We start from the raw sequence: 23,531 nt of genomic DNA on the forward strand, positions 1-23,531 counted from the left end.
GCTGTTGTCCGTTAATCGTAGAATCCACTAGGTTCGAAGGCGTGTCAATGCAGGTACCCAGGATCTTCACCGGCCTCGTCGACGACGCCGCGGTCTTCCCGCCGGGCAACGCCGACCTGCCCGACGCGATCACCGCGCACCGCGGCCACCGCACCGCCTGGTACACCGACCTGGTCGGCCCGTTCCTGCTGCCCGCGTCCGAGATCGGCGCGGCGCGGCGGCTGGTCGGGCCGGGCGACGAGCTGGAGATCGGCCTGATCGGCGACACCGGCGTGGCCGCGCTGCCGGCCGCCGTCGAGGCGCTGCCGACCGACCGGATCCGGCCCCGGCAGGTCGAGGTCGCCGTCGCCAAACGCGGCGAGGACCCGCAACCCGGCCTGCGCGCGCTGCTCACCGCCCTCGCCGGCTGGCCCAAGATCAGCGGGTACGCGGAGGTGCCGCTCACCTGGGGGCTGCTCGCCGCCCTGGACGGCCTCGCCGAGGCGCGGGCCGGCGGCGTCGACGTCGCCGCCAAGTTCCGCACCGGCGGGCTGGCCGCCGAACTGTTCCCCACCCCGGTCGAGCTGGCCGCCGTCATCTGCGCCTGCCGCGACCGGGCGCTGCCGTTCAAACTGACCGCCGGCCTGCACCACGCCATCCGCGACACCGACCCGGAGACCGGCTTCACCCACCACGGCTTCCTCAACGTGCTCGCCGCCACGATCACCGCCGCCGAGGGCGCGGAGGTCGCCGAGGTCGCCGAACTGCTCGCCACCACCGACGCCGCCCGGCTGATCGAGCCGGCCCGTACGCGCGGCGGTGCCGACCGGCCGCTCTGGGTAGGTTTCGGGTCGTGCAGCATCACCGACCCGCTGACCGACCTGGTCCGGCTGGGGCTGATCAACGGAGGATTCGCGTGACGACCTGCTGGGTGCCCGGTGCCGACGGCTCACCGTACGGGGTGCAGACCCTGCCGTACGGTGCCTTCCGCCGCGGTGGTGGTGAGCGGCGGCTCGGCGTACGGATCGCCGATTTCGTGCTCGACCTGCGCGGCGCGGAGGACGCCGACCTGATCCTCGCCGGCGGTGCGCTGTGCGAGCCGACCCTCAACGCCTTCCTGGCCCTCGGCCGGGCACAGTGGACGACCGTGCGGCGGCGGATCGTCGAACTGCTCACCGAGCCCGAGCACCGGGCAGCCGTCGAGCCGCTGCTGATCCCGCTGTCCGAGGTGGACCTGGTGCTGCCGTTCGCGGTCGGCGACTACGTCGACTTCTACTCGTCCGAGCAGCACGCCAGCAACGTCGGGCAGATCTTCCGCCCCGGGCAGCCGCTGCTCACCCCCAACTGGCGGCACCTGCCGATCGGCTACCACGGCCGGGCCGGCACCGTCGTCGTCTCCGGTACGCCGATCGTGCGCCCCAGCGGGCAGCGGCGCAGCACCGACGGTCCGGTCTTCGGCCCGTCCCGCCGGCTCGACATCGAAGCCGAGGTCGGCTTCGTCGTCGGGGTGCCGACCGCGCTCGGTGACCCGGTGCCGACCGACCGGTTCGCTGACCACGTGTTCGGCGTGACCCTGGTCAACGACTGGTCGGCCCGCGACATCCAGGCCTGGGAGTACCAGCCGCTCGGCCCGTTCCTGGGCAAGTCGTTCGCCACCTCGGTCGGCCCGTGGGTGGTGCCGCTGGAAGCCCTCGACCACGCCTGGGTGCCGGCCCCGGCGCAGGACCCACCGGTGTTGCCGTACCTCGCTGAGGCGTCACGGCGCGGCCTGGACCTGTCGATCGTCGTCGAGTGGAACGGCACCCGGGTCAGCGAGCCGCCGTTCGCCGGCATGTACTGGACCCCGGCGCAGCAGTTGGCGCACCTGACCGTCAACGGCGCGTCGCTGCGCACCGGCGACCTCTACGCCTCCGGCACCGTCTCCGGGGCCCGGCGTGACCAGGTCGGCTCGTTCCTGGAGCTGACCTGGGGCGGCACCGAGCCGGTCAAGCTGGACGACGGGTCCGAGCGCACCTTCCTCGAAGACGGCGACACCGTCGCCATCTCGGCCACCGCCCCCGGCCCGGCCGGCACGACGATCGGCTTCGGCGAGGTCACCGGCACCGTGGTGCCTGCGCTCATAGCTACGATGCGGGCCGACGTTGAGCATGCTCGCGGTAACGGCGAAGATTCGGCCGATGTGCGCGGGGTCTAGGCCGAGACGGACGAGACCAGCAGGTGGCGAAGGGTTCCAGGGTCCCCGCTGCGCCTACGGGTCACGGGTTGTCCCAGACGATGATCTGGACGATGAACCGGTCTGCCTGGACATGCTCAACTTTTCCGAAGGCATACCGGCTAGTGGTCCCGCTACCTCCGGTGGTCTCGACACAGAACCTGTCCTCGATGCTGGGGTCGAGCAGGATCGTCGTCTTCGCCGGATCCATGCCGTTCAGCAGTTCGCGGCAACTATCCCTGGTGGCCAGATCGGGCGAGGTCCACCTGCCGATCTTGGCGTTCTTACCAGCGCTGAGCCCGTTGCGACTGAAGTAGATGTCGTTCCCACGGAAGCGGTCCTGCGGTGGGATCTCGTCGAGATTGCGGCCGTAGTACTGGATGACGGGGATCGTGTCGCAGTAGAAGTACTGGGTTTCGTCGACGCAGGGAAACTGCGGATCGTCCATCGGTGCCTCGGTGGCCGAGGCGCTGGTCGGTGCGGCAGCCGGAGGCGTCGTCACCGCCGGAGTAGCCTGGGACAACGTCCCGCCGCCCGGGGCACCAGTGGGCTCACCGGCAGTCTGGCTCGGACTGGCGTTCCGGCCCGTCGCCACCACGAGCCATAGCGACAATGTGCCCAGCGCGACAATCACCGCTGCTGAGGCTGCGACGATCGCCCACAACCAAGCCTGACTCGATCGCGGTCTTTCTGGCTGTCCCAATCCGCTCACCCTTTCAACTTGTGCCGGTGTGCACTCCTGCTCACTTCCTGACGGACCGGCGGGCCGCACGTCGTCTTCGGCGGAATCGGCGCGTTACCGCCACTGTGGCGGGGGTGGGGCTGGTGGGGTGAGGCCGGCGTACTGCAGGACGGCGCGGATCCGTCGGGCGGCGGCCGGGTCGCGCCGGTCCAGCACCGCGAGCGCCTCCAGGAACAGTTCGCAGTACGTGCCTCCACAGTGCCGGCAGCCGCCGGTCCGGTCCGGCATGTGCCGCTCGGCCATCCGCTTGGCGATCTTCGCGACCAGCGCCAGGTCGCCGTCGGGCGGCTGACCGCCGTCGTCAGCGGCGTGACCGGGTCCGTCGTTGACCTGGTCGGGCCCGCTGTCGATCCGGTCGTGTCCGCCGTCGCGGGGTGCCGGGGCGACGCCGCCCGCCCCGACCAGGTTGAAGCGCGGGTCGGAGTCGATGTCGGTCTCGCCGGGCACCCGGCTCGGCAGCGGCGGGCGTCCCGCTGTGGGCCGTCGGTTGATCTGTTCCGACGGTTGCGGCCGGCGGGTGAACCGGTCGGGCTTGTCATTTCGGTACGCCATGATTCTCCTCGCGTCAGTATCGCCGTCTGAGAAAGTCGTCTGGGGATTAAACCTCTGCGGTCACTGGCTGCCGTGGAAATTGCACACAGGTCGGCGGTGCTGCGGCGTTGGGGTTTACGTCGGCGGGGGTGGCGGCTGCGGGTAGGTCATCGCTCCACAGTCCGGACACCAGCGACTCTTCACCTTGAAGCTCAGCAGACCGGCGAGAAATCCGATCATGGCGGAGCTCGTCATGGCGATCCCGAAGCCGATCGACGACATCGCTTCACCCTCTCGCGTAAGCGTGGTGAGCTGGTGTTTCTCCGGCGGCGTGGCGGCCGGACGGCTCGGGGGTGCCGTGCCGGCCGCCACGCCTGATTGGGGAGAACGGCGCTGACCGTTCGGATGGTTTGCCGGCCCACCGATCGGTCATGCCGTATTCGTCGACGAAAGGTCAGCGCCGATTTGCGGCGCTTCGATCTCGTTCCCGAACGAAGAAGAGTCTGTCGGTCAATCTGCACCAACGCAACAGTGTCGGGGCCATGTGGTAGAGATATGGCCAGTCAGTCGAATAGGCCTCGGTCGACCGAGAGTTGACCTGCCAGACGTGCATGATCAATCTGCAGATGATCAATTCCAGGAGGTGGCACCAATGTCCTCGGCCCTGTTGAACTCGTCGGTCCCGCGACGCCAGCTCGGTCGGGAGCTGCGTCGGCTGCGTGAGCGGCTGGCCCGGGTCCCGCAGACCACGGCGGCCCGGGAGTTGGACTGGTCGGCGACCAAGCTGCTGCGGATGGAGCGCGGTGAGGTGCCGATCCGCGCCGAGGACGTGGTGCTGCTCTGCGAGCTGTACGGCGCTGACCTGAAGACCATCGAGGCGCTGGCCGCGCTGGCCCCGAAGACCAAGGAGAAGGGCTGGTGGCACGACTACGCCAGCATCCCGTCCTGGTTCGAGCTGTTCATCGGTCTGGAGGAGGCCGCCGCCCACCTCCGCGCATTTCACACCGAGCTCGTCCCCGGCGTGCTGCAGACCCGCGAGTACGCCACAGCGGTCTTCGCCCGCAGCCCGCTGCGCCTGTCGCCGGAGGTGATCGAGCAGCGGGTGGCGGTGCGGTTGCAGCGGGCGCAGTTGCTCACCCGGATGGAGCCGATCCTGCCTCGGTTCGACATCGTGCTGGACGAGGCGCTAGTTCGTCGCCCGGCCGGCTCCGGGGCGATCATGGCTGCCCAGCTGCGCCGGCTGGCCGAGGCGAGTGAGCTGCCGAACGTGTCGATCCGGCTGATCCCGTTCAGCGCCGGCATCCACGGTGGAACCTTGTCGCGCGCCTTCACTATGCTCGACTTCCCGGCCGAGCTGGAGCCGACCACCGTCTACGTCGAGGGCCTCACCGGTGCCCTCTTTCTGGACCGCCCGGATGAGGCCGAGCGCTATACGATTGCCTTCGATGACCTGACGGCCGCCGCGCTCGGTCAGGCCGCGACACGTGACCTCCTCGCCCGGACCGCAAAGGAGTACGAGTCATGATCGACCTGTCCACCGCCACCTGGCGTAAGAGCAGCCGCTCCAACGATCAGGGCGACTGCGTCGAGGTGGCTGACGCCACCTGGCGTAAGAGCAGCCGCTCCAACGATCAGGGTCACTGCGTCGAGGTGGCCGACACGACGTGGCGCAAGAGCACCCGTTCCAACGATCAGGGCCAGTGCGTCGAGGTGGCCGACGAGTTGGGCGGGGTGGTCGGCGTGCGGGACTCCAAGGACCCGGTAGGACCGGTGCTGGTGATTTCCCCGGCGAGCTGGTCCGCCTTCATCACCGCCACTAGGACCAGCACCTTCACCGCCTGACTGCTCGCTACCGGCGACGGCTCTCACGATGTGAGGCTGAGATACCTATCGGCAAACGGGATAGGTATCTCAGCCTCACATCGCGTACATGGTCCGCCAGGATTGGGGCCGTGACGACGGTTGCCGGTCAGGAGCGGTAGGCGTCGCGTCGGTGGCGGATCGGCTGGATCTCGACGACCTACTTGGCTTCGGTGTTCCGACGTCGTTTCAGCTCGCCGAGCACCTCGTCCATCGAGAACGTGTCGCCCGAGGCGAAGTCCTGCCTGGACTGGCGGAGATCTGCGAGGGCTTCGGCGTCGGAGAGCAGTTCCAGCGTTTCCCGCATCGACTCGTACTCGGCCACCGAGATCAGCATGACGTCCGCGTGGCTGTTGTGGGTGATCGTGTAGCGGTCGTGCTGCCGGGAGACCCGATCGGCGAGTTCAGCGATACGAGCCTTGGCCTCAGTGATCGAGATGGTCTCCACGGCAGCCATTCTGGTGGCCGGTCAGAGTTTTGACTATCAGCTACAACCCGCCACGGGTCCGTACTACGAGCGCAGCGCGTTTTTGATCTTCCCGGCGGCTTTGTCCATGCCATGCATCACCTTCTGGGCCGTACCGCTGCTGACCTGCAGGAGCATGCTGGCGCTCAACGCCTTTTCGACCTCGGACAGGCCCTCCTGCGCCGACCCGCCGAGCCGGGTGGCCGCCGCCTGCATCACCTGTTTGGCCTGGCCGTCGTCGGCCTTCTCCGCGCAGTTGGTCAGCGACTGCGCGTTGAGCACGCCGAGTGACAGGGTGGCGAACGCGGCGTTGAGCCCGGCCGTCTCGAAGGTCAGCTCGTCACCGGAGCCGTTCATCAGGAACGACGCGATGATCTTCTCGTCCATGCCGCCGGTCATCCGGGCGGTCGGGCTGACGTACTTGGGCATGCCGCCCAGCTCGCCGATCAGCGCCTCCCAGGTCTGCACCCGCTCGCTGGCCGATGTCCTGAGCCGGCCGTACAGTCCGGCCAGGATCGGGTTGGGGGTGCGCCGGGTCAGCATGGCGAACAGGTGGACCCCCATCGGGTCGTGGGTCTTCCACGCGGAGAGCTGGTCGGCCAGGAACGGGCCGTTCAGACCACTGCCAGTGGCGAAGGCGGCGAGTCGGTCGTCGTCCACCGCCCGCTCCGGCGTGACCGTCACCATCGGGCCGGGCTTGATCATCGCGCCGGTCTCGGTGCGTACGGCACTGGGCGTCATCGCGCGACCTCCTCTCGGACCTTCTCGTGGGCGTACTGCTCGGCCGGGTACGGGCCGTCGGTGATATTGCGGTACTCCCGGCCGTTGCGCTGCGCGTTCTCGTCGATCACCTGCTCGCTCGGCGCGCCACCGGCGTTGACCGTCGCCATGTGCTTGATGTAGCGCTCCGGCCACTCGGCGACGAAACCGGTGCCGAACATGGTGATGTCCACCTGTTCGGCGATCACCTCGCGGATGAAGTCCTTGTTCGGCTGGAACTTCGTCGGCTGCGGCATCTCGGCGGGGAGGATCTGCTCCGGCTCCCGGCCGTCGTACCGGCGCAGCAGATCGGCCGCCGCCTTGAGCTGCTCGATCTCCATCGCCAGGTTCAGCTCCCAGACCTGCTTGATCCGGCGGTCATCCTCGTCCTGGGCGAACGACCAGTACATGTAGCACTCGTTGTACTCGTGGTGGACGAGCTGCTCCAGCCAGCTCTCCGCCGGGTCGAGCATCGACTCGTACTGCGTGACGTGTTCCTCTTCCACCATCGCGATCTCCAGGTAGAGACCCCGGGCGATCGGCTCGACGAACTCCGGCCCCACGTTCATGTAGTAGTTCATCGTCTGCTGCTCGGCGGCCGTGATGGTGATGGCGTGCATCCGAGACAGCGGATCGACGGTGTGCTTGTCGTAGTGCTTGCGGACGTTGTCCTCGGGGTGGCGGTGGTGGTGCGACGTCGGCCGCCCCGGCATGACCTCGGTCAGGTAGTCGACGATCGCCTGCGCCTTCTTGCCCTGGGTCAGCTCGTACAGGTTGGAGTAGCGGTAGAGGTGGTCGAAGTCCTCCAGCAGGCCGAACTTGTAGTTCTGCCGCAGGTACGGGTCGGGCTCGTTGCGGGCGACCCAGGCGGTGATGTCGGTCGCCACCTGCTCGTACCCGAGCACGACCTCCAGCACCGACTCCTGGCCGGGGATCATCCAGTTGATCGCCTTCTGCTGCTGTTGCTCGATGTAGCGCAGGTAGGCGAGCTTCTGCCGTAACTCGATGTCGTCGACGTGCCGGTTCATCTGGTGGCTGAACGTGATCGCCTCCACCTCGATCCCGTTCATCACGATCACCCGGCACCGGGTGTACGGATCGACCCCGTGCGGCTCGTACGGCTCGACGTTCAGTTCGGACCAGCTCCGTAGCTGTTTTTCCAGCGGGATGCCGGTTTCTTCGAGCGGGTTGAAACGCATCGCCTCTCCTTCTCGGGGCCGTCCGGCACATCGCCGGCTGCCTGCCGCGCCGGCAACCAACGAAGGCTGTCGACCCGCACAAATCACACCATTTCCCGCGAGCTGTGTGCAGCGGAACGGCCGGATGGCGGCGGTCGAACGTCAACGGTGGCCGAACATCGACGGCGGTCGACCGTCAGCTGCCCGGTTTCGCGCCGACCTGGCGGGCGGTGGCGGCGGCAGCGGTCAGCGACTCGTCGACGACGCCGGCCCGTTGCCGTACCGCCGCCAGCGTCTCCTTGACGGTGCCGAGCGCACCGAGCAGCTGGGCCGGGTCGCCACCCTGCAGCACCCGCGCCACCAGCCCTGCCGCCTCGTCGGCCTTCGCGGCGGCCGCGCCGATGCCGTCGCGGACGGCGCGCAGCTTGTCGCCGGCCCGACCCAGCGTGGCCAGCACCTCCGCCGGCGAGGCCTCCCTCGGCACCGGCACCACGGTCGCTGTCGTCTCGTCGAGGGTGCCGGTTACCCCAACAAGACCGGCCTGCAGCTCCTTCAGCGAGTTGCGTACCTGGATCATGCCGGCCACGATGCCGCTGAAGCCGCCGGCCGCCGCCTGACCGGCGACCCGCTCGGCTTCGTGCTGGGCCGCCGCTGCGGCAGTCCGGGCCCGTTCGGCGCCCGCCCGCATCGCCTGCAGATCCTTGCCGACGCTGTCCACCGGTGCTGCCACGATCGCTCTCCTCACCCCGTTTGACCTGCTGTTCCCATGGTGCGGGGTGGTCGGCGGAAAAGCCGGCAGACTAGCCCTCGGCTGCGGTCGTGTCCGCTGCCTGGCCGTGGTACCAGGCGAGCTTCTCACCGAGGCGGGCCCGCCAGCGGTGCAGCTGTTCGATCTGCTGCTCGACCGCGTCCGCGTGCTCGCGCAGCAGCGCGATCCGCTCCGGGATGGTCTGCGGGTCACGGCACAACTCGCCGTAGCGGCGGAGCCGTTCGATCGGCATCCCGGTGTCCCGCAGGCAGCGCAGGAAGTCGAGCATGCCCAGGTCGTCATCGCTGTAGACGCGGCGCCCGCTGGAGTTGCGGGCGACCGGCGACAGGATGCCCTCCCGTTCGTAGTAGCGCAGCGTGTCGATCGAGAAGCCGGACCGGGCCGCCGCCTCGGCGGGTGAGTAGGCCGTCATGCCGCCGACAGTACCGCTTGACCTGGAGCGCGCTCCAGGTCGCAGGGTGGACCCATGACGTACGAAAACAGCACGCCGGCACCGGCCTCGCCGCTGGTCCTGGGCGCGATGATGTTCGGTACCCGGATCGACGAGGAGACCTCCTTCGCCCTGCTCGACCGGTTCGTCGAGCGGGGCGGCGAGTGGATCGACACCGCCGACTGTTACGCATTCTGGGCAAGCAAGGACGGCCGGGGCGGCGACAGCGAACGGGTCATCGGGCGGTGGCTCGCCGCCCGCCCCGGCGTACGGCAGCGGGTGCGCATCGCGACCAAGGTCGGTGCCGAGCCGCTGTGGGCCGGATCGTGGCCGCGGGTGCGGGCCGGGCTGAGCCGCCGCGCCGTCGAGGACGCCTTCGCCGGCAGCCTGGACCGGCTGGGCGTGGACAGCGTCGACCTGCTCTGGCTGCACCAGGAGGACCGGGCCACCCCGATCGAGGAGACCGTCGACACGGTCGCCGGGCTGGTCGCGTCCGGTGCCGTACGTCGGGTCGGCGCGTCCAACCACCCGGCCTGGCGCATCGAGCGGGCCCGCGCCCACGCCGCCGCCACCGGCACCCGGCCGATCGACGCCCTGCAACTCAACGCCACCTACCTACGGGCCCGCCCCGGCACGCTGCCCGAGGGGGTGGAGCATCCGTTCGGCCTGCTCAGCGACGAGCAGCGGGACATCGCGCAGGCGTACCGGATGGAGGTGTGGGCGTACACGCCGCTGCTGACCGGTGCCTACGACGACCCGGCCAAGCCGATCCCGCCGGTGTACGACCATCCCGGTAGTACGCGGCGGCTCGCGGCGCTCGACGACGTCGCCCGGGACACCGGCGCGACCCGCGGCCAGGTGGTGCTGGCCTGGCTGGTGGCGCAGGGCATCCGCCCGATCCTCGGCGGCAGCAAGCTGTACCAGTTGGAAGCGGCGCTCGACGGCGTCACTCTCGCCCTCACCGACGAGCACCTCGCCCGCCTGGCCGTCGCCGGCTGACAATGCTGACAGGTTCCTGACGGTTGGCCGGAATTCTGGCTCGCATGAGCAGATATCGACAGATGCGTCCGGCGAGCCGGCTGGCCGAACCGTTGCTGGCCGCGCTCGCCGTGACGGCGATCGGGCTGTCGGCCGGGTGCGGCGGCGGTGACGGGAACACGAGCGCTACCGGTGCCCGAGGGTCGGCTGGTGACGCCGGCGACAGCGGTGTCGCCTCGATCGTGGGCAGCGCTGGGCCGGACGTCTCGCCGTCGCCGCAGGTCGAGCGTCCGTTGATCCGCCCCGACACGTCCGCTGAGGAACACGAGCGGCTCATGAACCTCTGGCTGCAGTGCTTCGAGGACAACGGGGTGTCGGAGATGGACCGGAAGACCAAAGAAGACACTCCGCAGGTGCGGCAGGTCGCCGAGGACTGCGCACCGCTGGAACCCGAACGCCTGTGGCAGCGTTCCCTGCGCCTCGACCCCGAGTATCCGGACAAGCTGCTGGCCTGGGCGGAATGTCTGCAGGACCGCGGGGTCGACGCGTTCGTCGACGGAGACTTCCTGTCACTCGCTGATGGACTGCCGGCCGGTACCGAGGTCGAGGACTGCGAAGCGGAGGCGTTCAGCGGGAGCTGACCGGGTCGCAGCGCCGGGCCGGGAGGCGTACGGTGACGTGCGTGCCCCGGCCCGGCTCGCTGGCCACGGTGATGTCACCGCCGTGTGCGTGGGCCAGCTGCCGGGCGATCGGCAGACCCAGCCCGCTACCGCCGGTGCGCCGGCTGCGCGAGGCGTCGGCCCGCCAGAACCGGTCGAACAACTTCGGCAGGTCGGTGGCGGCGATCCCGATCCCGGTGTCGACAACCTCGATGGTCAGCCAGTCGTCGCGTACGGCGCAGTCGACGGTGACCGAACCCCCGGCCGGGGTGTGCCGCACGGCGTTGCCCACCAGGTTGCCGACGAGCTGTCGCAGCCGTACCGCGTCGAGGACGACCTCCGGATCGCCGTGCACCGCCCCGGTCAGGGTGACCCCGGCGGTGGCAGCGGCCCCGCGGTTGGCCTCGACGACCTGGCTGAGTACGTCGCCGACGAAGGTCGGCTCCGGATGCACCGCGAAGGTGCCGTCGTCAGCTGCGGCCAGGTCCCGCAGGTCGTCGATGACATGCTGCAACAGGGTCGCCTCCTCGGTGAGCAGTTCGAGGGTGTGGGTGTCGGCCGGTGCCAGCCCGTCCTGGGCGGCCTCCAGCCAGGCCCGGATGTTGGTCAGCGGCGACCGCAGCTCGTGGGCTACGTCGCTGACCATCGCCCGGCGTTGCCGCTCCAGCTGGTCCCGCCGGCGTGCCAGGTCGTTGAAGGCGGTGGCGAGACTGCCGATCTCGTCCCGGGTGGTGACCGGCACCGGGCGTTGCCTGTCCACCGGCGCACGGGCCGCCGCGGCCAGTGCCCGCAACGGCCGGACCAGCCGCATTCCGACTCCGACGGTGACCGCCACGGTGAGCAGCAGGACCAGTCCGGCGACACCGGCGATCCGCAGCAGGTTCCCGGTGGACAGGTTGACGGTCGGCGACCCGGCGTCGGTGGCCGTCGCGTCGGTGACGTACAGCAGCACCGGCGGTGCGACGTACGCCCGGAGCTGGCTGCGGAGGCCTGTCTCGGCGCAGGCGCGGGCGTCGGCCTCGGACGGCGCACCTGGGGAGGCCCGCAGGACCCGGAGGTCCAGCGTAGGAGTGACGGCCAGGTCGATGTTCGCCGCCTCGGGCCCGAGACATGCCTCGGTGAGGTCGAGCAGCTCGGCCAGGGGTGCGACCTCGCTGCGGGCCGGCTCGCGCAGCAGCGCCGGTTCCGGGCAGGCCAGCGGCCGGCCACGGTCGATACCGGCGTCGAGGATCGTCACCGTCGCCCGGCCGCCCGGCAGCTCGACGACTTCGGCGGCGAGCCCTGCCCCGTCGACCAGGCAGCTCCGGTGGTCCTCGGCCGCCTTGTGGATGCCGGCGCGTTCGTCGTCGCTCAGCCGGTACGGCCCGACGACCCGGGTGTCGATGCTGGACCCGTGACGGCTGGCGGTGAGCGCCGGGTCGAGGTCGAGCGGGTCGACGATCGCCGACGGGCGGGCGTCGCGCAGCGTCGGCCCGGGCGCCGACTCGGCGACCGGGTCGCGGGTCACCGGGTCGAGCAGCACGATCCGCCGGCCGGTACGCGATGCGAGGTCGTCGACGACCGGCGTGACCGCCGACCAGTCGCGGTGGTCGACCGCGTACGTGATCATCTCGTCGTAGACGCTGACGTCGTCGGCGAGGGACCGACCCTGCTCCTGCTCGATCGCCCGGGTGGTCGACGCCACGGTAAGCCAGGCGGTGGCGACGACCGCGCAGACCGTCACCAGCACCGACGCGCCGAGCAGCCGCAGCATCAGGCTGTGCCGCAGCGGTACCCGCGCGACCGAAGCCGGGCCTGGGGCCGGACCGCCGGTGGCCGGGGCCGGACCGCCGGTGGCCGGCTCACCCACCGGCGGGGTCGCGCAGCTTGTAGCCGACGCCGTACACCGTCACCAGGTACGCCGGCCGGCGTACGTCCGGTTCGATCTTGCGGCGCAGGTTGACCAGGTGGGTGTCGATGGCCCGCTCGGTCGAGTCCCGGTCCACGCCCCGGGTGTGCTCCAGCAGCTGGGCCCGGGTGAAGGCGCGTTCCGGCTGCTCGACCATGGCGGCGAGGATCGCGAACTCGCCCGGCGTGCAGTTGACCGGTCGTCCGTCGACGGTGACCTCCCGGCGGACCGGGTCGACGGCGAGTGCACCGACCCGTCGTATCCCGTCGATGGTGCGCGGCACCCGGTCGACCCGGCGCAGCAGCGTCCGGACCCGGGCCATCAGCTCCCGCGGCGAGTACGGCTTCGTCAGGTAGTCGTCCGCACCCAGATCGAGCCCGCGCAGCAGGTCGTCCTCGTCGGCGCGGGCGGTGAGCATCAGCACCAGCAGGTCCGATTCGCGACGCAGGATCCGGCACACGTTCAGCCCGTCCAGGCCGGGCATCATCACGTCGAGCACCAGCAGCTGCGGCCGGTGCCGGCGGGCCTGGTCGAGCGCGTCGCGCCCGTCGTGGACCACTGTGGTCCGGTGTCCGTCGGACTCGACGTAGCGGCGCAGCACCTCGGCCTGCCGCCGGTCGTCCTCGGCGATCAGCACATGGGCAACCACGGGGCGAACCATACTGCGTGTCAGCGTCGGCGCGGCGGTGGGAAATGGCACCATACCGGCCTGACAGGTTCCTCACAATTGCCGGCGACGCTGGCCGGCATGGTGTTCTTCCTGCGAACGTTCGCCGGTCGTCGGTGGCGTCGGACGCTGGCGTACGGCCTGCCGGTCGCGGTCGTGGTGGCCGGGCTGGTGGTGACCGGAACCGTAGCCGGCTGGGGCTGGCCGGGCCGGGGCGCGACGGCCGAGGCGGACGCCGCGACGGCGGATCCGCTCTGGGTGGCGACCACCGAGGTCGTGCGAATGGACATCTCCGACGCCCGGGAGCTGGTCGGCACCCTCGGCTACGGTGCCGCCCGACCGGTGCGGGGCTCCGGCGACGGGGTGCTGACCTGGTTGCCGGAGCAGGGATCCGTCATCGAACGCGGCGAGCAACTGTACCGTGTGGATGATCAGCCGGTACTGCTGTTCTACGGCGGTACGCCGCTGTTCCGGACCCTCGACCGGCCGAACCTGGTCGGCCGCGACGTGCGGGTGGTCGCCGACAACCTGAAGGCGTTGGGCTACCGGATCGGTTGGCAGCCGCCGGTCGGCGCCGCCGTCGCGGTGCCGGCGGCGGCACCGGCGCCGGACCCCGACGACGCGGCGGGGCCGACGGGGGAGAGCGACGCGGCTGGGTCGACAGTGGAGGGCGACGCGGCGGAGTCGTCGGAGCGGGAGGTGGCACCGACCCCGACCGGCGGTACGGTCACCGTCCGGTCCGGCGACGCCGTTCTCACCCCGGAGCTGATCTCGGCCATCGAACGCTGGCAGCGGGACCGCGACGCGCCGGCCACCGGGGTCGTCCGGGCCGGGGAGGTCGCCGTACTGCGGGGCAAGGTCCGGGTCGGCTCGGTCGCCGCGCTGCCCGGCGACAGTGCCGCGACGGACATCATGTCGGTCACCCCCACCGACAAGGTCATCACGGTACGGGTGGAAGCCGGCGAGGCGACCGGGATGGTGCCCGACGTGTCGGTGACGATCACTCTGCCCGACGGCGTGACCGCCCCCGGCACGGTGACCGCGGTCGGCACCGTCGCCGAGGAGTCAGAAGGTCCGCCGGGGCAGGGTCCGACGGTGGACGTCACCGTCGTGCCCGACGACCCGGCGGTGCTCGGCGGGCTGGAGTCCGCGCCGGTCCGGGTGCAGTTCCGTACCGAGCTGCGGGAGCAGGTCCTCGCGGTGCCGGTCGGTGCGCTGCTCGCGCTCGCCGAGGGCGGGTACGCGGTGCAGCTGACCGACGGTGCTCTGGTCGCCGTCGAAATCGGGCTGTTCACCAGGGGAATGGTCGAGGTCACCGGGGCCGGTCTCGACGCGGGCATGACGGTGGTGACCACGTCGTGAGCGCACCGGTGCTGTCGGTCGTGCGGGCCGGGATGCGCTACCCCGGCGGCGTCGCCGCGCTGACCGACGTCGACCTCGACATCCACGCCGGGGAGCTGGTCGCCATCGTCGGACCGTCCGGCTCCGGCAAGTCGACCCTGCTCAACATCATGGGCACCCTGGACCGTCCGACCAGCGGTACGGTCCGGCTCGGCGGGCACGACGTGACCACCCTGTCCGACCGGCAGCTGTCGGCGCTGCGTGGGCGCTGGCTCGGCTTCGTGTTCCAGCAGTTCCACCTCACCGACGGGTTGACCGCGGCGGAGAACGTCGCCACCGGGCTGCTGTACGCGGGCGTACCGCGTCGTCGCCGCCGACCGTTGGCCGCCGAGGCGCTGGCCCGGGTCGGTCTCGCGCACCGGGTCGGTCACCTGCCCCGGCAGCTGTCCGGCGGGGAACGGCAGCGGGTCGCGATCGCCCGTGCCTTGGTCAACGGGCCGGCGCTGGTGCTGGCCGACGAGCCGACCGGTGCGTTGGACACCGCCACCGGTCGTGCCGTGCTCGACCTGCTCACCACGCTCAACGCCGACGGCACCACCATCGCGGTGATCACCCATGACCGGGACGTCGCGGCGCGGCTGCCGCGCCGGGTGGAGATCCGCGACGGTCGGCTGGTCGGCGACGTCCGCCAGCAGCCGGTGGCCGTGCCGTGAGCCGGGTGGAATCTCCCCAACTGGTCGGAGCTGCCCCGGTGCAGCTGCCGCGCCCGGTGCGGCTGGCCCCGCTGGATCTGCTCCGACTCGGGCTGGTCGGGATCCGGACCCGCCGGTTGCGGGCGGCGCTGTCGGCGCTGGGCATCTCGATCGGTATCGCCACGATGATCGTGGTCACCGGCATCCCGGCGGCCAGTGAGCGGGCGTTGCTGGCCGAGCTGTCCGCCCTCGGGGTGAATCTGCTGCAGGCGACGGCCCAGCCTGACGAGGACGGCGTCACCCGGCTGCCGGTGGAGGCCCCGGCGATGGTGGCCCGGATCGGGCCGGTGACCGCGACCAGCGCGGTAGCCAACACCAACACGGTGATCCGCCGTTCCGACTTGATCGACCCACGCGACGGCTCCGGGTTGACCGTGCTGGCCAGCGACGCGAGGTTGCCGGTGACGCTCGACGCGCGGCTGCGGACCGGGCGTTACCTCGACGCCGCCACCGAACGGCTGCCGACGGTGGTGCTCGGCGCGGTCGCCGCGACCCGGCTGGGTGTGGTCGACCTGGGCCCGGTGGACTCGCCGACGCAGGTACGCATCGGCGACGTCTGGTTCACTGTGATCGGCATCCTGGAGCCGCTGCCGTTGGCCCCGGAGATCGACCGGTCGGCCCTGGTGGGGTGGCCGGCGGCCGAGTCCGAGCTGGGTTTCGGCGGGCACCCGACGGTGATCTACCTGCGGGCGCACGAGCCGGCGATCGAGGCGGTGCGGGCGGTGCTGCCGGCGACGATCGACCCGCAGCGGCCCAGCAAGGTGCAGGTGACCAGGCCGTCGGACGCGCTGGCGGCCAAACGTGCCACCGAGAGCAGCTTTGCCTCGCTGTTCCTGGCGCTGGCCGGGGTGGCGCTGCTGGTCGGCGGGATCGGGGTGGCGAACACGATGGTGATCTCGGTGCTGGAACGTCGGTCGGAGATCGGGTTGCGCCGGGCGCTCGGCGCGAGCCGGGGTCAGATCCGGGCGCAGTTTCTCACCGAGTCGGTGGCGTTGTCGCTGCTCGGCGGCCTCGCCGGTACGGCGCTCGGCCTGGCCGCCACCGCCGGTTACGCGGTCGCCAACGGCTGGCCGGTGGTGGTGCCGCCCGGGGCGACCCTCGCCGGGCTGGGTGGGGCGCTGCTGGTCGGTGTCGTCGCCGGCGGCTATCCGGCGTTGCAGGCCGCCCGGCTACCGCCGACCCGGGCCCTGGCCACCACCTGACCGACCACGTGTCGACCGGCGTAAGGGTAGCCTACAAGATGTGTGTGAGGTAGTGTGAAATGCGTGTGAAAAGTAGCTTGTAACGCGTGTGGAAGGTAGTTTTGGCTGGTGAGTGACTATCAGACTAGGATCGTCGATCAGGAGCTGGATGAACTCCTCCCTGGCCTGCCTGCCATCAGCGTTGAGGGACCGAAGGGGGTGGGCAAGACGGCGACGGGGCAACGTCGGGCAGCCACCCTCATCGCATTGGACGATCCCGTGCAGCGCGAGTTGTTGCGGGCCGATCCGCAGCGCCTCGACCGTCTCCCGGGCCCGGTACTCATCGACGAGTGGCAGCGGGAACCGACGGTCTGGGATCTGGTGCGACGCAGCGTCGATCGGGACTCGTCGCCGAGCAGGTATTTGCTGACCGGCAGCGCTACCCCCACCTCGGCACCCACCCACTCCGGAGCGGGTCGGATCGTGCAACTGCGGATGCGGCCGATGACTCTCGTCGAGCGGGCCATCGCCGAACCCACGGTCAGTTTGCGTGACCTGCTTTCCGGCCAACGACCGGAGGTCGTCGGCGAATCACCGGTGGGCCTTGCCGACTACGCCGAGGAGATCGTCCGGTCAGGTTTTCCCGCCATCCGACAATTGCCGTCGAGAGCGCGTCGCGCGCAACTCGACGGCTACCTTGCCCGGATCGTGGAGCGTGACTTCCCAGAGCAGGGGCATCTGGTACGCCGACCCGAGACGCTCCGGGGATGGTTGGCGGCGTACGCGAGCGCCACCGCGACCACCAGTTCCTACACGGCGATCCTCGACGCGGCGACGCCGGGCGAGAGCAACAAGCCCGCCAAAACCACCACCGTCGCCTATCGTGACGTGCTTTCCCAACTCTGGCTGTTGGATCCCGTGCCGGGCTGGTCGCCGAGCCGTAGCACCTTCACCCGGCTCGGCAGCGCCGTCAAACACCACCTGGCCGATCCCGCGCTTGCCGCTCGGCTGCTCGGAGCCAGTCGGGAAGCGCTGCTCAACGAATCAACCCCGGCTGGGGCCACCCCCCGGATGGGACCGTTGCTGGGTGCACTCTTCGAGTCTCTGGTGACACTGTGCATCCGGGTCTACGCACAGGCCGCTGAATCCTCGATTCACCATTTGCGGACCTGGGACGGCCGTCACGAAGTTGACCTGATCGTGCAGCGTGCCGATCAGCGGGTTGTCGCGCTGGAAGTCAAACTTGCCCCGACCGTCGGTGACGACGACGTCGCGCACCTGCGGTGGCTTCGGGACCGGTTGGGTGAAGACCTGCTGGACGCGGCGGTGGTCACCACCGGTCCGGCGGCGTACCGGCGCGCGGACGGAATCGCTGTCGTTCCACTGGCCCTGCTCGGTCCGTGACCGGTGGTCCAACGTCTGCGGCTGACCCGACGCGGTTGTCCGGTTCGGTAGGGTGCGGGGGGAGGTGCCCGATGGCCGAGCCGGCGAGCAACACCCAGCACCCAGCGGACGCAGCGGACCCTTCGGCGCATCCCGCCGACGGGCCGGCGAACCCCGACGGGCAGCCGTACTCCGACGAGACGCAGCCCGGCGGGCGACGCCCCTGGTGGCGGTCCCGCCCACGCTGGCAGCTGATCACCGCCGGGGTGCTGGCCGGGGTGGTCGTCCTCGCCGCCGTGACGGTCGTCGCCTGGCGGGTGCTGGCCCCGACCGAGGTGGTCACCCCGGCCGGCTACCAGCCGTCCCCGCCGACCGCCGAACCCGGCCCGGTGGCCGAGCTCTCCGCCGCGCCGCTGCTGGTCGACGGACGGTTCCGGGTGTACGCCACCACCCGTCAGGTGCGCGCCGACGGCCCGATCGACATGCGTACCCAGGTCACCCCGGCCTGGTCGTTCCGGCGCTGGCCGGAGCAGCTGACCGGCGTCGTCGCCACCGGCACCACCGTGGTGAGCCGCTGGACGGACGGCGAACTCGTGGCGATCGACGCGGGCAGCGGCAAGGTGGCCTGGCGGTCCGCCGGCCCACAGCCGGCCGACACCGGGTACGCCGGTCGGCGCACCGGGGCGCAGACCGTCTACGCGCCGTCCGGTCTGCACACCGCGGTCAGCGGCACCGACGGCCGGTCGGTGGTGGTGGCGCACGGCGAGTCCCAGCTGGCCGGGTTCGACACGGCGACCGGTCGGGAACTGTGGCGGACCATGCTGCCCGGCCAGGGCGACGCCTGCCGGGACGCCGGCTTCAGCACCACCGGCGGCCGGTTCGCCCTGGTCAACAGTTGCGCGGCACCGCCGACCGTGGAGTTCTACGACGTCGCGACCGGGCAGTTGACCGCGACCTGGCAGCCGGAGGGGGCCGGTCCGGGGCTGGCCGTGGAGCCGATCGGCTGTGCCGCCGCCCGCTCGACCTGCGGGGCGCTGCGCACCACCGGGGCGGGACAGTCCCGGGGCTGGCTGGTCGACGGCCCGGAGCCGGTGCCGGCACCGCCGCTCGACCCGGTCGACGCGATGCTGGTCGACGGGATGGCGATCCGGTTGGACACCGCCGGGGACGCTCCGGCGGTGGTGGCCGAGGTGGCGCGGACCGGCGAGCAGGCGTGGCGGTGGCCGCTGCCGTCAGCGGCGGCACCCGGTCCGGGCGGTACGGGTGACCGGTTGCTCGCGGTGCAGCCAGGCCGGGCGCACCTGCTGACCGCCACCCGGGAGCTGATCACCCTGGACGCGGCGACCGGTGCCGAGCTGTCCCGCTTCGTGCTGATCCTGCTGAGTGAGCTGTCGACCGACTGGGCCCCTGGCTACGTCTACGCACAGGACGGCTTCGTGGCCGTCGAACGGCTACGGCTGCCGGTCGACCCGGACGCCGACGACGACCGCTACTACCGGTTGCAGGAGGCGGTGATCGTCGCCCGCACCTAGGTCGCCGACACCCGCAGCCTCAGAGCGCCGCTTCGGCGGCGGCCAGGAACGCGTCGTTCTCGGCCGGCGTACCGATGGTGACCCGGACCCCGTCGCCCGCGAATGGCCGCACGATCACCCCGCGTGACTCGCAGGCCGCGCCGAACGGCACCGCCCGCTCACCCAGTGGCAGCCAGACGAAGTTTGCCTGACTGTCCGGCACGTCCGGCACCAGTTCGCGTACCGCGTCGGTGACCCGGGTCCGCTCGGCGATCACCAGATCGCACCGGCGGCGGACCTCGTCGGCCTGGTCGAGCGCGGCCAGCGCTGCCGCCTGCGCCAGCGCGTTGGTGCCGAACGGGGTGGCCACCTTGCGTACCGCCGACGCCACCTCGGGATGTGCGACCAGGTAGCCGACCCGCAGCCCGGCCAGCCCCCACGCCTTGGACAACGTGCGCAGCACCACCACGTTCGGCCGGTCGCCGTAGGCGGTCAGGCCGTCGGGTACCTCGGCGTCGGTGACGAACTCCCGGTACGCCTCGTCCAGCACCACCAGTACGTCGTCGGGCACCGCGTCGAGGAACCGGTCCAGCTCGGCCCGGCGAACGCTGGTGCCGGTCGGGTTGTTCGGGTTGCAGACCAGCACCAGCCGGGTCTGCCCGGTGACCGCCGCGGCCATCGCCGGCAGGTCGTGGCCGTGGGTCGCGGTGTTCGGCACCCGCCGGCTGCTCGCCGCCGTGGTAGCCGCGATGATCGGGTACGCCTCGAACGACCGCCACGAGTAGACGACCTCGTCTCCGGGCAGGCAGGTGGCCCGTACCAGATGCTCGCAGAGCGCCACCGACCCGCAGCCGGTGACCACCCGCTCCGCGGCCACCCCGAGTCGTTCGGCGAGCGCTGCCCGCAGCGCCAGTACTCCCATGTCCGGGTAGCGGTGCGTCGACGTCGCAGCCTGCGTCACCGCCTCGACGACGCCGGGCAGTGGCCCGTACGGCACCTCGTTGCTGGCCAGCTTGATCGCCTCCGGCAGGCCGAGCTCCCGGGCCAGGTCGACCGGGCTGCGCCCCGGCACGTAGCTGGGCAGCGCGTCGAGGTCGGCGCGGGTCAGACCGAGCGAGGGGGGCATCGGGGGGCCTCCTGTCATGCGGAGCTTCCGGGGGTGTCGCGGTCCGCGCCCGGACCGCCGGTCCGACCACCGCCGGGGCCGGCGGCGGTCGCCGGTACGCCGGGCGGCAGCTGCACCACGACGGTCTGCGCCGACTTGTCGTGCAGCGCCTGCCGCAGCGGGCGGTCGAACAGCAGGTAGACGCAGTCGATCAGCTGAAGGATGAAGCCGACGCAGCAGATCCACAACAGAGTGGGCAGGCCGAGGGTGTTCCACCGGCGGAACGACCGGGCGAAGCCGAGCTGCCCGCCCGGCTCGACCGGCACCACCTTGAGCCGGGCCAGCCGCTTGCCGAGGGTCTGACCGGTGTTCGCGACCGCCGGCACCTCGTACGCCCACCAGATCGCCGCCGCCAGCAGGATGATCACCATCTGCAGTCCGGAGGCCCGTTCGGTGACCTGCGGGAGTCCCTCGGTGGACCGGTCGTCGGCCAGTGACCGCCGCCAGATCTCATTGAACGTCGGCCAGGTCTCCACCAGGTACTGCCAGACGAACCAGCCGTTGATGAAGATGTTGAGCAGCAGCACCGCGCCGATGTCGATCAGTCGGGCGGCCAGCCGCGCGCCGAACGACGCCAACGCCATTCCCTGCGGCCGGGGCTCCGGCGGCGGCAACCGGTAGCCCGCCCAGCCGGGCGGCGGCGCTGCCGGGTAGCCCGGCGGCGGCGGCGGGTAGCTCTGCGCCGGGTAGCTCTGCGCCGGGTAGCTCTGCGCCGGGTGGCCCGGCGGTGGTGGGTGGCCCGGCGGCTGCGACTCCGGCTCGGCCGGTGCCGCCGCCGACGTGCCAGCCGGTGACGTCGGCTCGTTGGCGGTGGGCGGTTGCTCCGCCGGTGGCGGCCCGTCCGGCGGGGTGGCGTCGGCCGGCAACGGCGCACCGATCCACCCGCCGCCGTCCCAGTAACGCTGGGTGGTCGGATCTGCGGGGTCCTTGTACCAGCCGGGCGAGATCGACGTCACCGGGCGGACCCCGCGATGCGGCCGGCCGGCCGGGGCGGACTGTGCATGCTCACCCTGGCACCTTAACGACCGGCGCGACCGGCACCGCAGCCTGTCGACGGTTCACCGGCCGCCGACCCGGGTTCAGAGGTTGCCCCGGCTCTCCTGCTCCCGTTCGATCGCCTCGAACAGCGCCTTGAAGTTGCCCTTGCCGAAGCCGAGCGACCCGTGCCGTTCGATCAGTTCGAAGAAGACCGTCGGGCGGTCCTGCACCGGCTTGGTGAAAATCTGCAGCAGGTAGCCGTCCTCGTCCCGGTCGACCAGAATCCGGCGCGTCTTCAACTGCTCGATCGGGGCGCGGACCTCACCGATGCGGGCCCGCAGCGCCGGGTCGTCGTAGTACGAGTCCGGGGTGTCGAGGAACTCCACCCCGGCGGCCCGCATCGCGTCCACCGACGCCAGGATGTCGTTGGTGGCCAACGCGATGTGCTGCACTCCCGGCCCGCCGTAGAACTCCAGGTACTCGTCGATCTGCGAGCGGCGGCGGGCCACCGCCGGCTCGTTGAGCGGGAACTTCACCTTGCGGCTGCCGTTGGCGACGACCTTGCTCATCAACGCCGAGTAGTCGGTGGCGATGTCGTCACCGATGAACTCGGCCATGTTGGTGAAGCCCATCACCCGGTGGTAGAACGCCACCCACTCGTCCATCCGGCCCAGTTCGACGTTGCCGACCACATGGTCGACCGCCTGGAAGAACCGCTTCGGCTGCAGGCCGGCGTCGACCAACGGCGTACGGTCGACGATCGGTGGTCGGGCCACGAAGCCGGGCAGGAACGGGCCGTCGTAGCCGGACCTGTCGACCAGGGTGTGCCGGGTCTCGCCGTACGCGGCGATGCTGGCCATCCGTACGGTGCCGGCGCCGTCGGTGAGGTCGGCCGGGGCGGCCAGCCCGGTCGCGCCCTGCGCCAGGGCGTGCGCGTACGCGGCGTCCACGTCCGGTACGGCGAGCGCGATGTCGGCCACCCCGTCGCTGTGCCGGGCGACGTGCGCGGCGGCGGACGCGTCGGCGTGCACCGCTCCGCGCAGCACGAACCGGGCGGCGCCGCTGGTCAGCACGTACTCGGCGTGGTCGCGGAAACCCTGCTCCGGGCCCCGGTAGGCGACGCAGGTCATACCGAACGCGGTGGAGTAGAAGTGTGCCGCCTGCTTGGCGTTGCCGACCAGGAAGGTCAGGTGGTCGACGCCGTGCACCGGAAACGGGTCGCGGGTCGCGGTGGCGTCGGCGTCGCGGGAATCAGTCAGGTAGGTCACGATCGTCCTCCCTCGGAGCCGGCCGATCGGGATCGCCATGGCCGGTAACGGCAGGATGGGCGGTTCATCCCCACTGGGCAACCGCCGCGACGACGGCTGGTCAGCCTGCTCACTCGTTAGGGTCGGGGGCCATGGACGCTGTACAGAATGTCCAGCTCGATCAGCTGGACGCTGAGCTGATCGCGCTGCTGACCAGGGAGCCGCGGATCGGCGTACTCGAATGTTCCCGGCGGCTGCGGGTGGCCCGCGGCACGGTCCAGGCCCGGCTCGACAAGCTGGTCGCCCGGGGGGTGATCGGCGGGTTCGGGCCGCAGGTGTCACCGGCGGCGCTCGGCTTCGGGGTGACGTCGTTCGTCACCCTGGAGATCGGCCAGCGGCACGGGCACGAGCCGGTCGCCACCCACCTGCGCGGCATCCCGGAGGTGCTGGAGGCGCACACCATCACCGGCTCGGGGGACCTGATGTGCCGCATCGTCGCGCGGTCCAACGCCGACCTGCAGCGGGTGCTGGACCAGATTCTGGCGTACGACGGGATCCGACGTGCCTCGACGATCATCGCGCTGGCCGAGCAGATTCCGTACCGGGTGCTGCCGCTGGTGCTGTCGGCCGCGTCCGGTGGCCCGGCGTCCGGCGTCACGGATCGGCGCTGAGCGCGTCGCCGAGCAGCGCCGCGTACCGGTCGCGGTGCCGGTGCACCCAGGGCAGCAGCGGCCCGGCCGGATGGGCACCGGCGAACAGCCGCAGCGCGGCCATCGTCTCGCTCAGCGGGGAGATCGCGAACCGGCTGGCAGCGACGTCGCCCGGACTCACCTCGATCCGCATCCGGCCGCTGTC

The 23,531-nt window shown here is 71.1% G+C and carries 25 protein-coding genes and 2 pseudogenes; 14 read left to right on the forward strand and 13 right to left on the reverse strand.

Translation table 11 applies throughout. The features are described from left to right. Window positions 1–41: 41 nt before the first annotated feature. Both O7610_RS24980 and fahA read left to right on the forward strand, forming a co-directional pair. Window positions 42–899, forward strand: a complete 858-nt coding sequence (locus tag O7610_RS24980; protein ID WP_289211995.1) for a hypothetical protein — start codon at window positions 42–44, stop codon at window positions 897–899. Next, window positions 896–2,089 (forward strand): annotated as a pseudogene (gene fahA, locus O7610_RS24985) (fumarylacetoacetase); the annotation flags it as partial. The gene O7610_RS24980 and the pseudogene fahA, both read left to right, overlap by 4 nt. Before the next feature lie 145 nt (window positions 2,090–2,234). On the opposite strand, the gene O7610_RS24990 reads toward fahA, so the two are convergent. Continuing rightward, on the reverse strand, window positions 2,235–2,693 hold the full coding sequence (locus O7610_RS24990; RefSeq protein ID WP_289211996.1) for a hypothetical protein: 459 nt from the start codon (window positions 2,691–2,693) through the stop codon (window positions 2,235–2,237). A gap of 294 nt (window positions 2,694–2,987) precedes the next feature. Continuing rightward, the gene (locus O7610_RS24995) at window positions 2,988–3,485 is read right to left on the reverse strand and encodes a hypothetical protein (RefSeq protein ID WP_289211997.1); all 498 of its coding nucleotides are present in this window, start codon (window positions 3,483–3,485) and stop codon (window positions 2,988–2,990) included. Between the two features lie 217 nt (window positions 3,486–3,702). Between O7610_RS24995 and O7610_RS25000 the strand changes: the two genes are divergently transcribed. From O7610_RS25000 to O7610_RS25015, 4 genes and pseudogenes are all read left to right on the forward strand, one after another. Continuing rightward, a complete protein-coding gene (locus O7610_RS25000) occupies window positions 3,703–3,861 on the forward strand; it encodes a hypothetical protein (protein WP_289211998.1) in 159 nt (52 codons plus the stop codon). A gap of 255 nt (window positions 3,862–4,116) precedes the next feature. Next, a complete protein-coding gene (locus tag O7610_RS25005; RefSeq protein ID WP_289211999.1) occupies window positions 4,117–4,989 on the forward strand; it encodes a helix-turn-helix domain-containing protein in 873 nt (290 codons plus the stop codon). Further along, window positions 4,986–5,060 (forward strand): annotated as a pseudogene (locus tag O7610_RS25010) (DUF397 domain-containing protein); the annotation flags it as partial. The gene O7610_RS25005 and the pseudogene O7610_RS25010, both read left to right, overlap by 4 nt. Next, entirely contained in the window at window positions 5,055–5,306 is a 252-nt protein-coding gene (locus tag O7610_RS25015) for a DUF397 domain-containing protein (protein ID WP_289213686.1), read from the forward strand. The pseudogene O7610_RS25010 and the gene O7610_RS25015, both read left to right, overlap by 6 nt. Window positions 5,307–5,484: 178 nt before the next feature. Here the strand turns inward: O7610_RS25015 and O7610_RS25020 are convergent, their stop codons facing one another. The 5 genes from O7610_RS25020 to O7610_RS25040 form a co-directional block, all read right to left on the reverse strand. Then, window positions 5,485–5,772: a type II toxin-antitoxin system Phd/YefM family antitoxin gene (locus O7610_RS25020; protein WP_353850297.1), complete on the reverse strand. Its 288-nt coding sequence runs from the start codon at window positions 5,770–5,772 to the stop codon at window positions 5,485–5,487. 63 nt (window positions 5,773–5,835) lie between these two features. Beyond that, entirely contained in the window at window positions 5,836–6,531 is a 696-nt protein-coding gene (locus O7610_RS25025; RefSeq protein WP_289212001.1) for a hypothetical protein, read from the reverse strand. Beyond that, on the reverse strand, window positions 6,528–7,748 hold the full coding sequence (locus O7610_RS25030; protein WP_289212002.1) for a hypothetical protein: 1,221 nt from the start codon (window positions 7,746–7,748) through the stop codon (window positions 6,528–6,530). Before O7610_RS25030 ends, O7610_RS25025 begins: the two co-directional genes overlap by 4 nt. Window positions 7,749–7,923: 175 nt before the next feature. Next, a complete protein-coding gene (locus O7610_RS25035; RefSeq protein ID WP_289212003.1) occupies window positions 7,924–8,457 on the reverse strand; it encodes a DUF6244 family protein in 534 nt (177 codons plus the stop codon). A 70-nt stretch (window positions 8,458–8,527) separates the two neighbouring features. Beyond that, window positions 8,528–8,908, reverse strand: a complete 381-nt coding sequence (locus tag O7610_RS25040) for a MerR family transcriptional regulator (RefSeq protein ID WP_289212004.1) — start codon at window positions 8,906–8,908, stop codon at window positions 8,528–8,530. Window positions 8,909–8,962: 54 nt separating this feature from the next. Between O7610_RS25040 and O7610_RS25045 the strand changes: the two genes are divergently transcribed. Next, window positions 8,963–9,925, forward strand: coding sequence for an aldo/keto reductase (locus O7610_RS25045; protein WP_281552844.1), 963 nt, complete (start codon window positions 8,963–8,965; stop codon window positions 9,923–9,925). 44 nt (window positions 9,926–9,969) lie between these two features. Beyond that, on the forward strand, window positions 9,970–10,545 hold the full coding sequence (locus O7610_RS25050; RefSeq protein WP_289212005.1) for a hypothetical protein: 576 nt from the start codon (window positions 9,970–9,972) through the stop codon (window positions 10,543–10,545). On the opposite strand, the gene O7610_RS25055 is transcribed toward O7610_RS25050, so the two are convergent. Together O7610_RS25055 and O7610_RS25060 are read right to left on the reverse strand one after the other, a co-directional pair. Next, window positions 10,532–12,412, reverse strand: coding sequence for a sensor histidine kinase (locus O7610_RS25055; protein ID WP_289212006.1), 1,881 nt, complete (start codon window positions 12,410–12,412; stop codon window positions 10,532–10,534). The genes O7610_RS25050 and O7610_RS25055 overlap by 14 nt on opposite strands. Further along, complete coding sequence (locus tag O7610_RS25060; RefSeq protein WP_282232551.1) at window positions 12,405–13,100, reverse strand: response regulator transcription factor; 696 nt, start codon at window positions 13,098–13,100, stop codon at window positions 12,405–12,407. The genes O7610_RS25055 and O7610_RS25060 overlap by 8 nt, the downstream gene beginning before the upstream one ends. Before the next feature lie 99 nt (window positions 13,101–13,199). On the opposite strand from O7610_RS25060, the gene O7610_RS25065 reads away from it, so the two are divergent. The 5 genes from O7610_RS25065 to O7610_RS25085 all read left to right on the forward strand — a co-directional run bounded on the left by O7610_RS25065 (window position 13,200) and on the right by O7610_RS25085 (window position 19,307). Then, complete coding sequence (locus O7610_RS25065; protein ID WP_289212007.1) at window positions 13,200–14,480, forward strand: efflux RND transporter periplasmic adaptor subunit; 1,281 nt, start codon at window positions 13,200–13,202, stop codon at window positions 14,478–14,480. Window positions 14,481–14,512: 32 nt separating this feature from the next. After that, complete coding sequence (locus O7610_RS25070) at window positions 14,513–15,172, forward strand: ABC transporter ATP-binding protein (RefSeq protein ID WP_281555812.1); 660 nt, start codon at window positions 14,513–14,515, stop codon at window positions 15,170–15,172. A gap of 38 nt (window positions 15,173–15,210) precedes the next feature. Next, entirely contained in the window at window positions 15,211–16,413 is a 1,203-nt protein-coding gene (locus tag O7610_RS25075) for an ABC transporter permease (protein WP_289212008.1), read from the forward strand. 108 nt (window positions 16,414–16,521) lie between these two features. After that, window positions 16,522–17,796: an ATP-binding protein gene (locus O7610_RS25080; protein WP_281552850.1), complete on the forward strand. Its 1,275-nt coding sequence runs from the start codon at window positions 16,522–16,524 to the stop codon at window positions 17,794–17,796. Between the two features lie 71 nt (window positions 17,797–17,867). Further along, window positions 17,868–19,307 carry an outer membrane protein assembly factor BamB family protein gene (locus O7610_RS25085; protein WP_289212009.1) on the forward strand — a complete coding sequence of 480 codons (1,440 nt, stop codon included), beginning with the start codon at window positions 17,868–17,870 and terminating at the stop codon, window positions 19,305–19,307. 19 nt (window positions 19,308–19,326) lie between these two features. Here the strand turns inward: O7610_RS25085 and hisC are convergent, their stop codons facing one another. From hisC to hppD, 3 genes are all read right to left on the reverse strand, one after another. Beyond that, window positions 19,327–20,412: a histidinol-phosphate transaminase gene (gene hisC, locus O7610_RS25090; protein WP_289212010.1), complete on the reverse strand. Its 1,086-nt coding sequence runs from the start codon at window positions 20,410–20,412 to the stop codon at window positions 19,327–19,329. Window positions 20,413–20,426: 14 nt separating this feature from the next. After that, window positions 20,427–21,407 carry an RDD family protein gene (locus O7610_RS25095; protein ID WP_289212011.1) on the reverse strand — a complete coding sequence of 327 codons (981 nt, stop codon included), beginning with the start codon at window positions 21,405–21,407 and terminating at the stop codon, window positions 20,427–20,429. Between the two features lie 123 nt (window positions 21,408–21,530). Continuing rightward, complete coding sequence (hppD, locus tag O7610_RS25100; RefSeq protein WP_281552854.1) at window positions 21,531–22,697, reverse strand: 4-hydroxyphenylpyruvate dioxygenase; 1,167 nt, start codon at window positions 22,695–22,697, stop codon at window positions 21,531–21,533. Between the two features lie 131 nt (window positions 22,698–22,828). Between hppD and O7610_RS25105 the strand changes: the two genes are divergently transcribed. Next, window positions 22,829–23,347 carry an Lrp/AsnC family transcriptional regulator gene (locus O7610_RS25105; protein ID WP_281552855.1) on the forward strand — a complete coding sequence of 173 codons (519 nt, stop codon included), beginning with the start codon at window positions 22,829–22,831 and terminating at the stop codon, window positions 23,345–23,347. Here the strand turns inward: O7610_RS25105 and O7610_RS25110 are convergent. Next, window positions 23,331–23,519, reverse strand: a complete 189-nt coding sequence (locus O7610_RS25110; protein ID WP_289213719.1) for a hypothetical protein — start codon at window positions 23,517–23,519, stop codon at window positions 23,331–23,333. The genes O7610_RS25105 and O7610_RS25110 overlap by 17 nt on opposite strands. Window positions 23,520–23,531 lie beyond the last annotated feature (12 nt).

The sequence above is a fragment of the Solwaraspora sp. WMMA2065 genome (assembly GCF_030345075.1).
GTDB lineage: Bacteria > Actinomycetota > Actinomycetes > Mycobacteriales > Micromonosporaceae > Micromonospora_E.

Bases quoted from the DNA above. Each gene is read 5' to 3' on its own strand.
- O7610_RS25030 (WP_289212002.1), bottom strand. From the start codon at position 7,748: ATGCGTTTCAACCCGCTCGAAGAAACCGGCATCCCGCTGGAAAAACAG.
- hisC (WP_289212010.1), bottom strand. From the start codon at position 20,412: ATGCCCCCCTCGCTCGGTCTGACCCGCGCCGACCTCGACGCGCTGCCC.
- O7610_RS24995 (WP_289211997.1), bottom strand. From the start codon at position 3,485: ATGGCGTACCGAAATGACAAGCCCGACCGGTTCACCCGCCGGCCGCAA.
- O7610_RS25000 (WP_289211998.1), top strand. From the start codon at position 3,703: ATGGCGGAGCTCGTCATGGCGATCCCGAAGCCGATCGACGACATCGCT.
- O7610_RS25025 (WP_289212001.1), bottom strand. From the start codon at position 6,531: ATGACGCCCAGTGCCGTACGCACCGAGACCGGCGCGATGATCAAGCCC.
- O7610_RS25070 (WP_281555812.1), top strand. From the start codon at position 14,513: ATGCGCTACCCCGGCGGCGTCGCCGCGCTGACCGACGTCGACCTCGAC.
- O7610_RS25005 (WP_289211999.1), top strand. From the start codon at position 4,117: ATGTCCTCGGCCCTGTTGAACTCGTCGGTCCCGCGACGCCAGCTCGGT.
- O7610_RS25065 (WP_289212007.1), top strand. From the start codon at position 13,200: ATGGTGTTCTTCCTGCGAACGTTCGCCGGTCGTCGGTGGCGTCGGACG.
- O7610_RS25040 (WP_289212004.1), bottom strand. From the start codon at position 8,908: ATGACGGCCTACTCACCCGCCGAGGCGGCGGCCCGGTCCGGCTTCTCG.
- O7610_RS25085 (WP_289212009.1), top strand. From the start codon at position 17,868: ATGGCCGAGCCGGCGAGCAACACCCAGCACCCAGCGGACGCAGCGGAC.
- O7610_RS25105 (WP_281552855.1), top strand. From the start codon at position 22,829: ATGGACGCTGTACAGAATGTCCAGCTCGATCAGCTGGACGCTGAGCTG.
- O7610_RS25110 (WP_289213719.1), bottom strand. From the start codon at position 23,519: ATGCGGATCGAGGTGAGTCCGGGCGACGTCGCTGCCAGCCGGTTCGCG.
- O7610_RS25050 (WP_289212005.1), top strand. From the start codon at position 9,970: ATGAGCAGATATCGACAGATGCGTCCGGCGAGCCGGCTGGCCGAACCG.
- O7610_RS25045 (WP_281552844.1), top strand. From the start codon at position 8,963: ATGACGTACGAAAACAGCACGCCGGCACCGGCCTCGCCGCTGGTCCTG.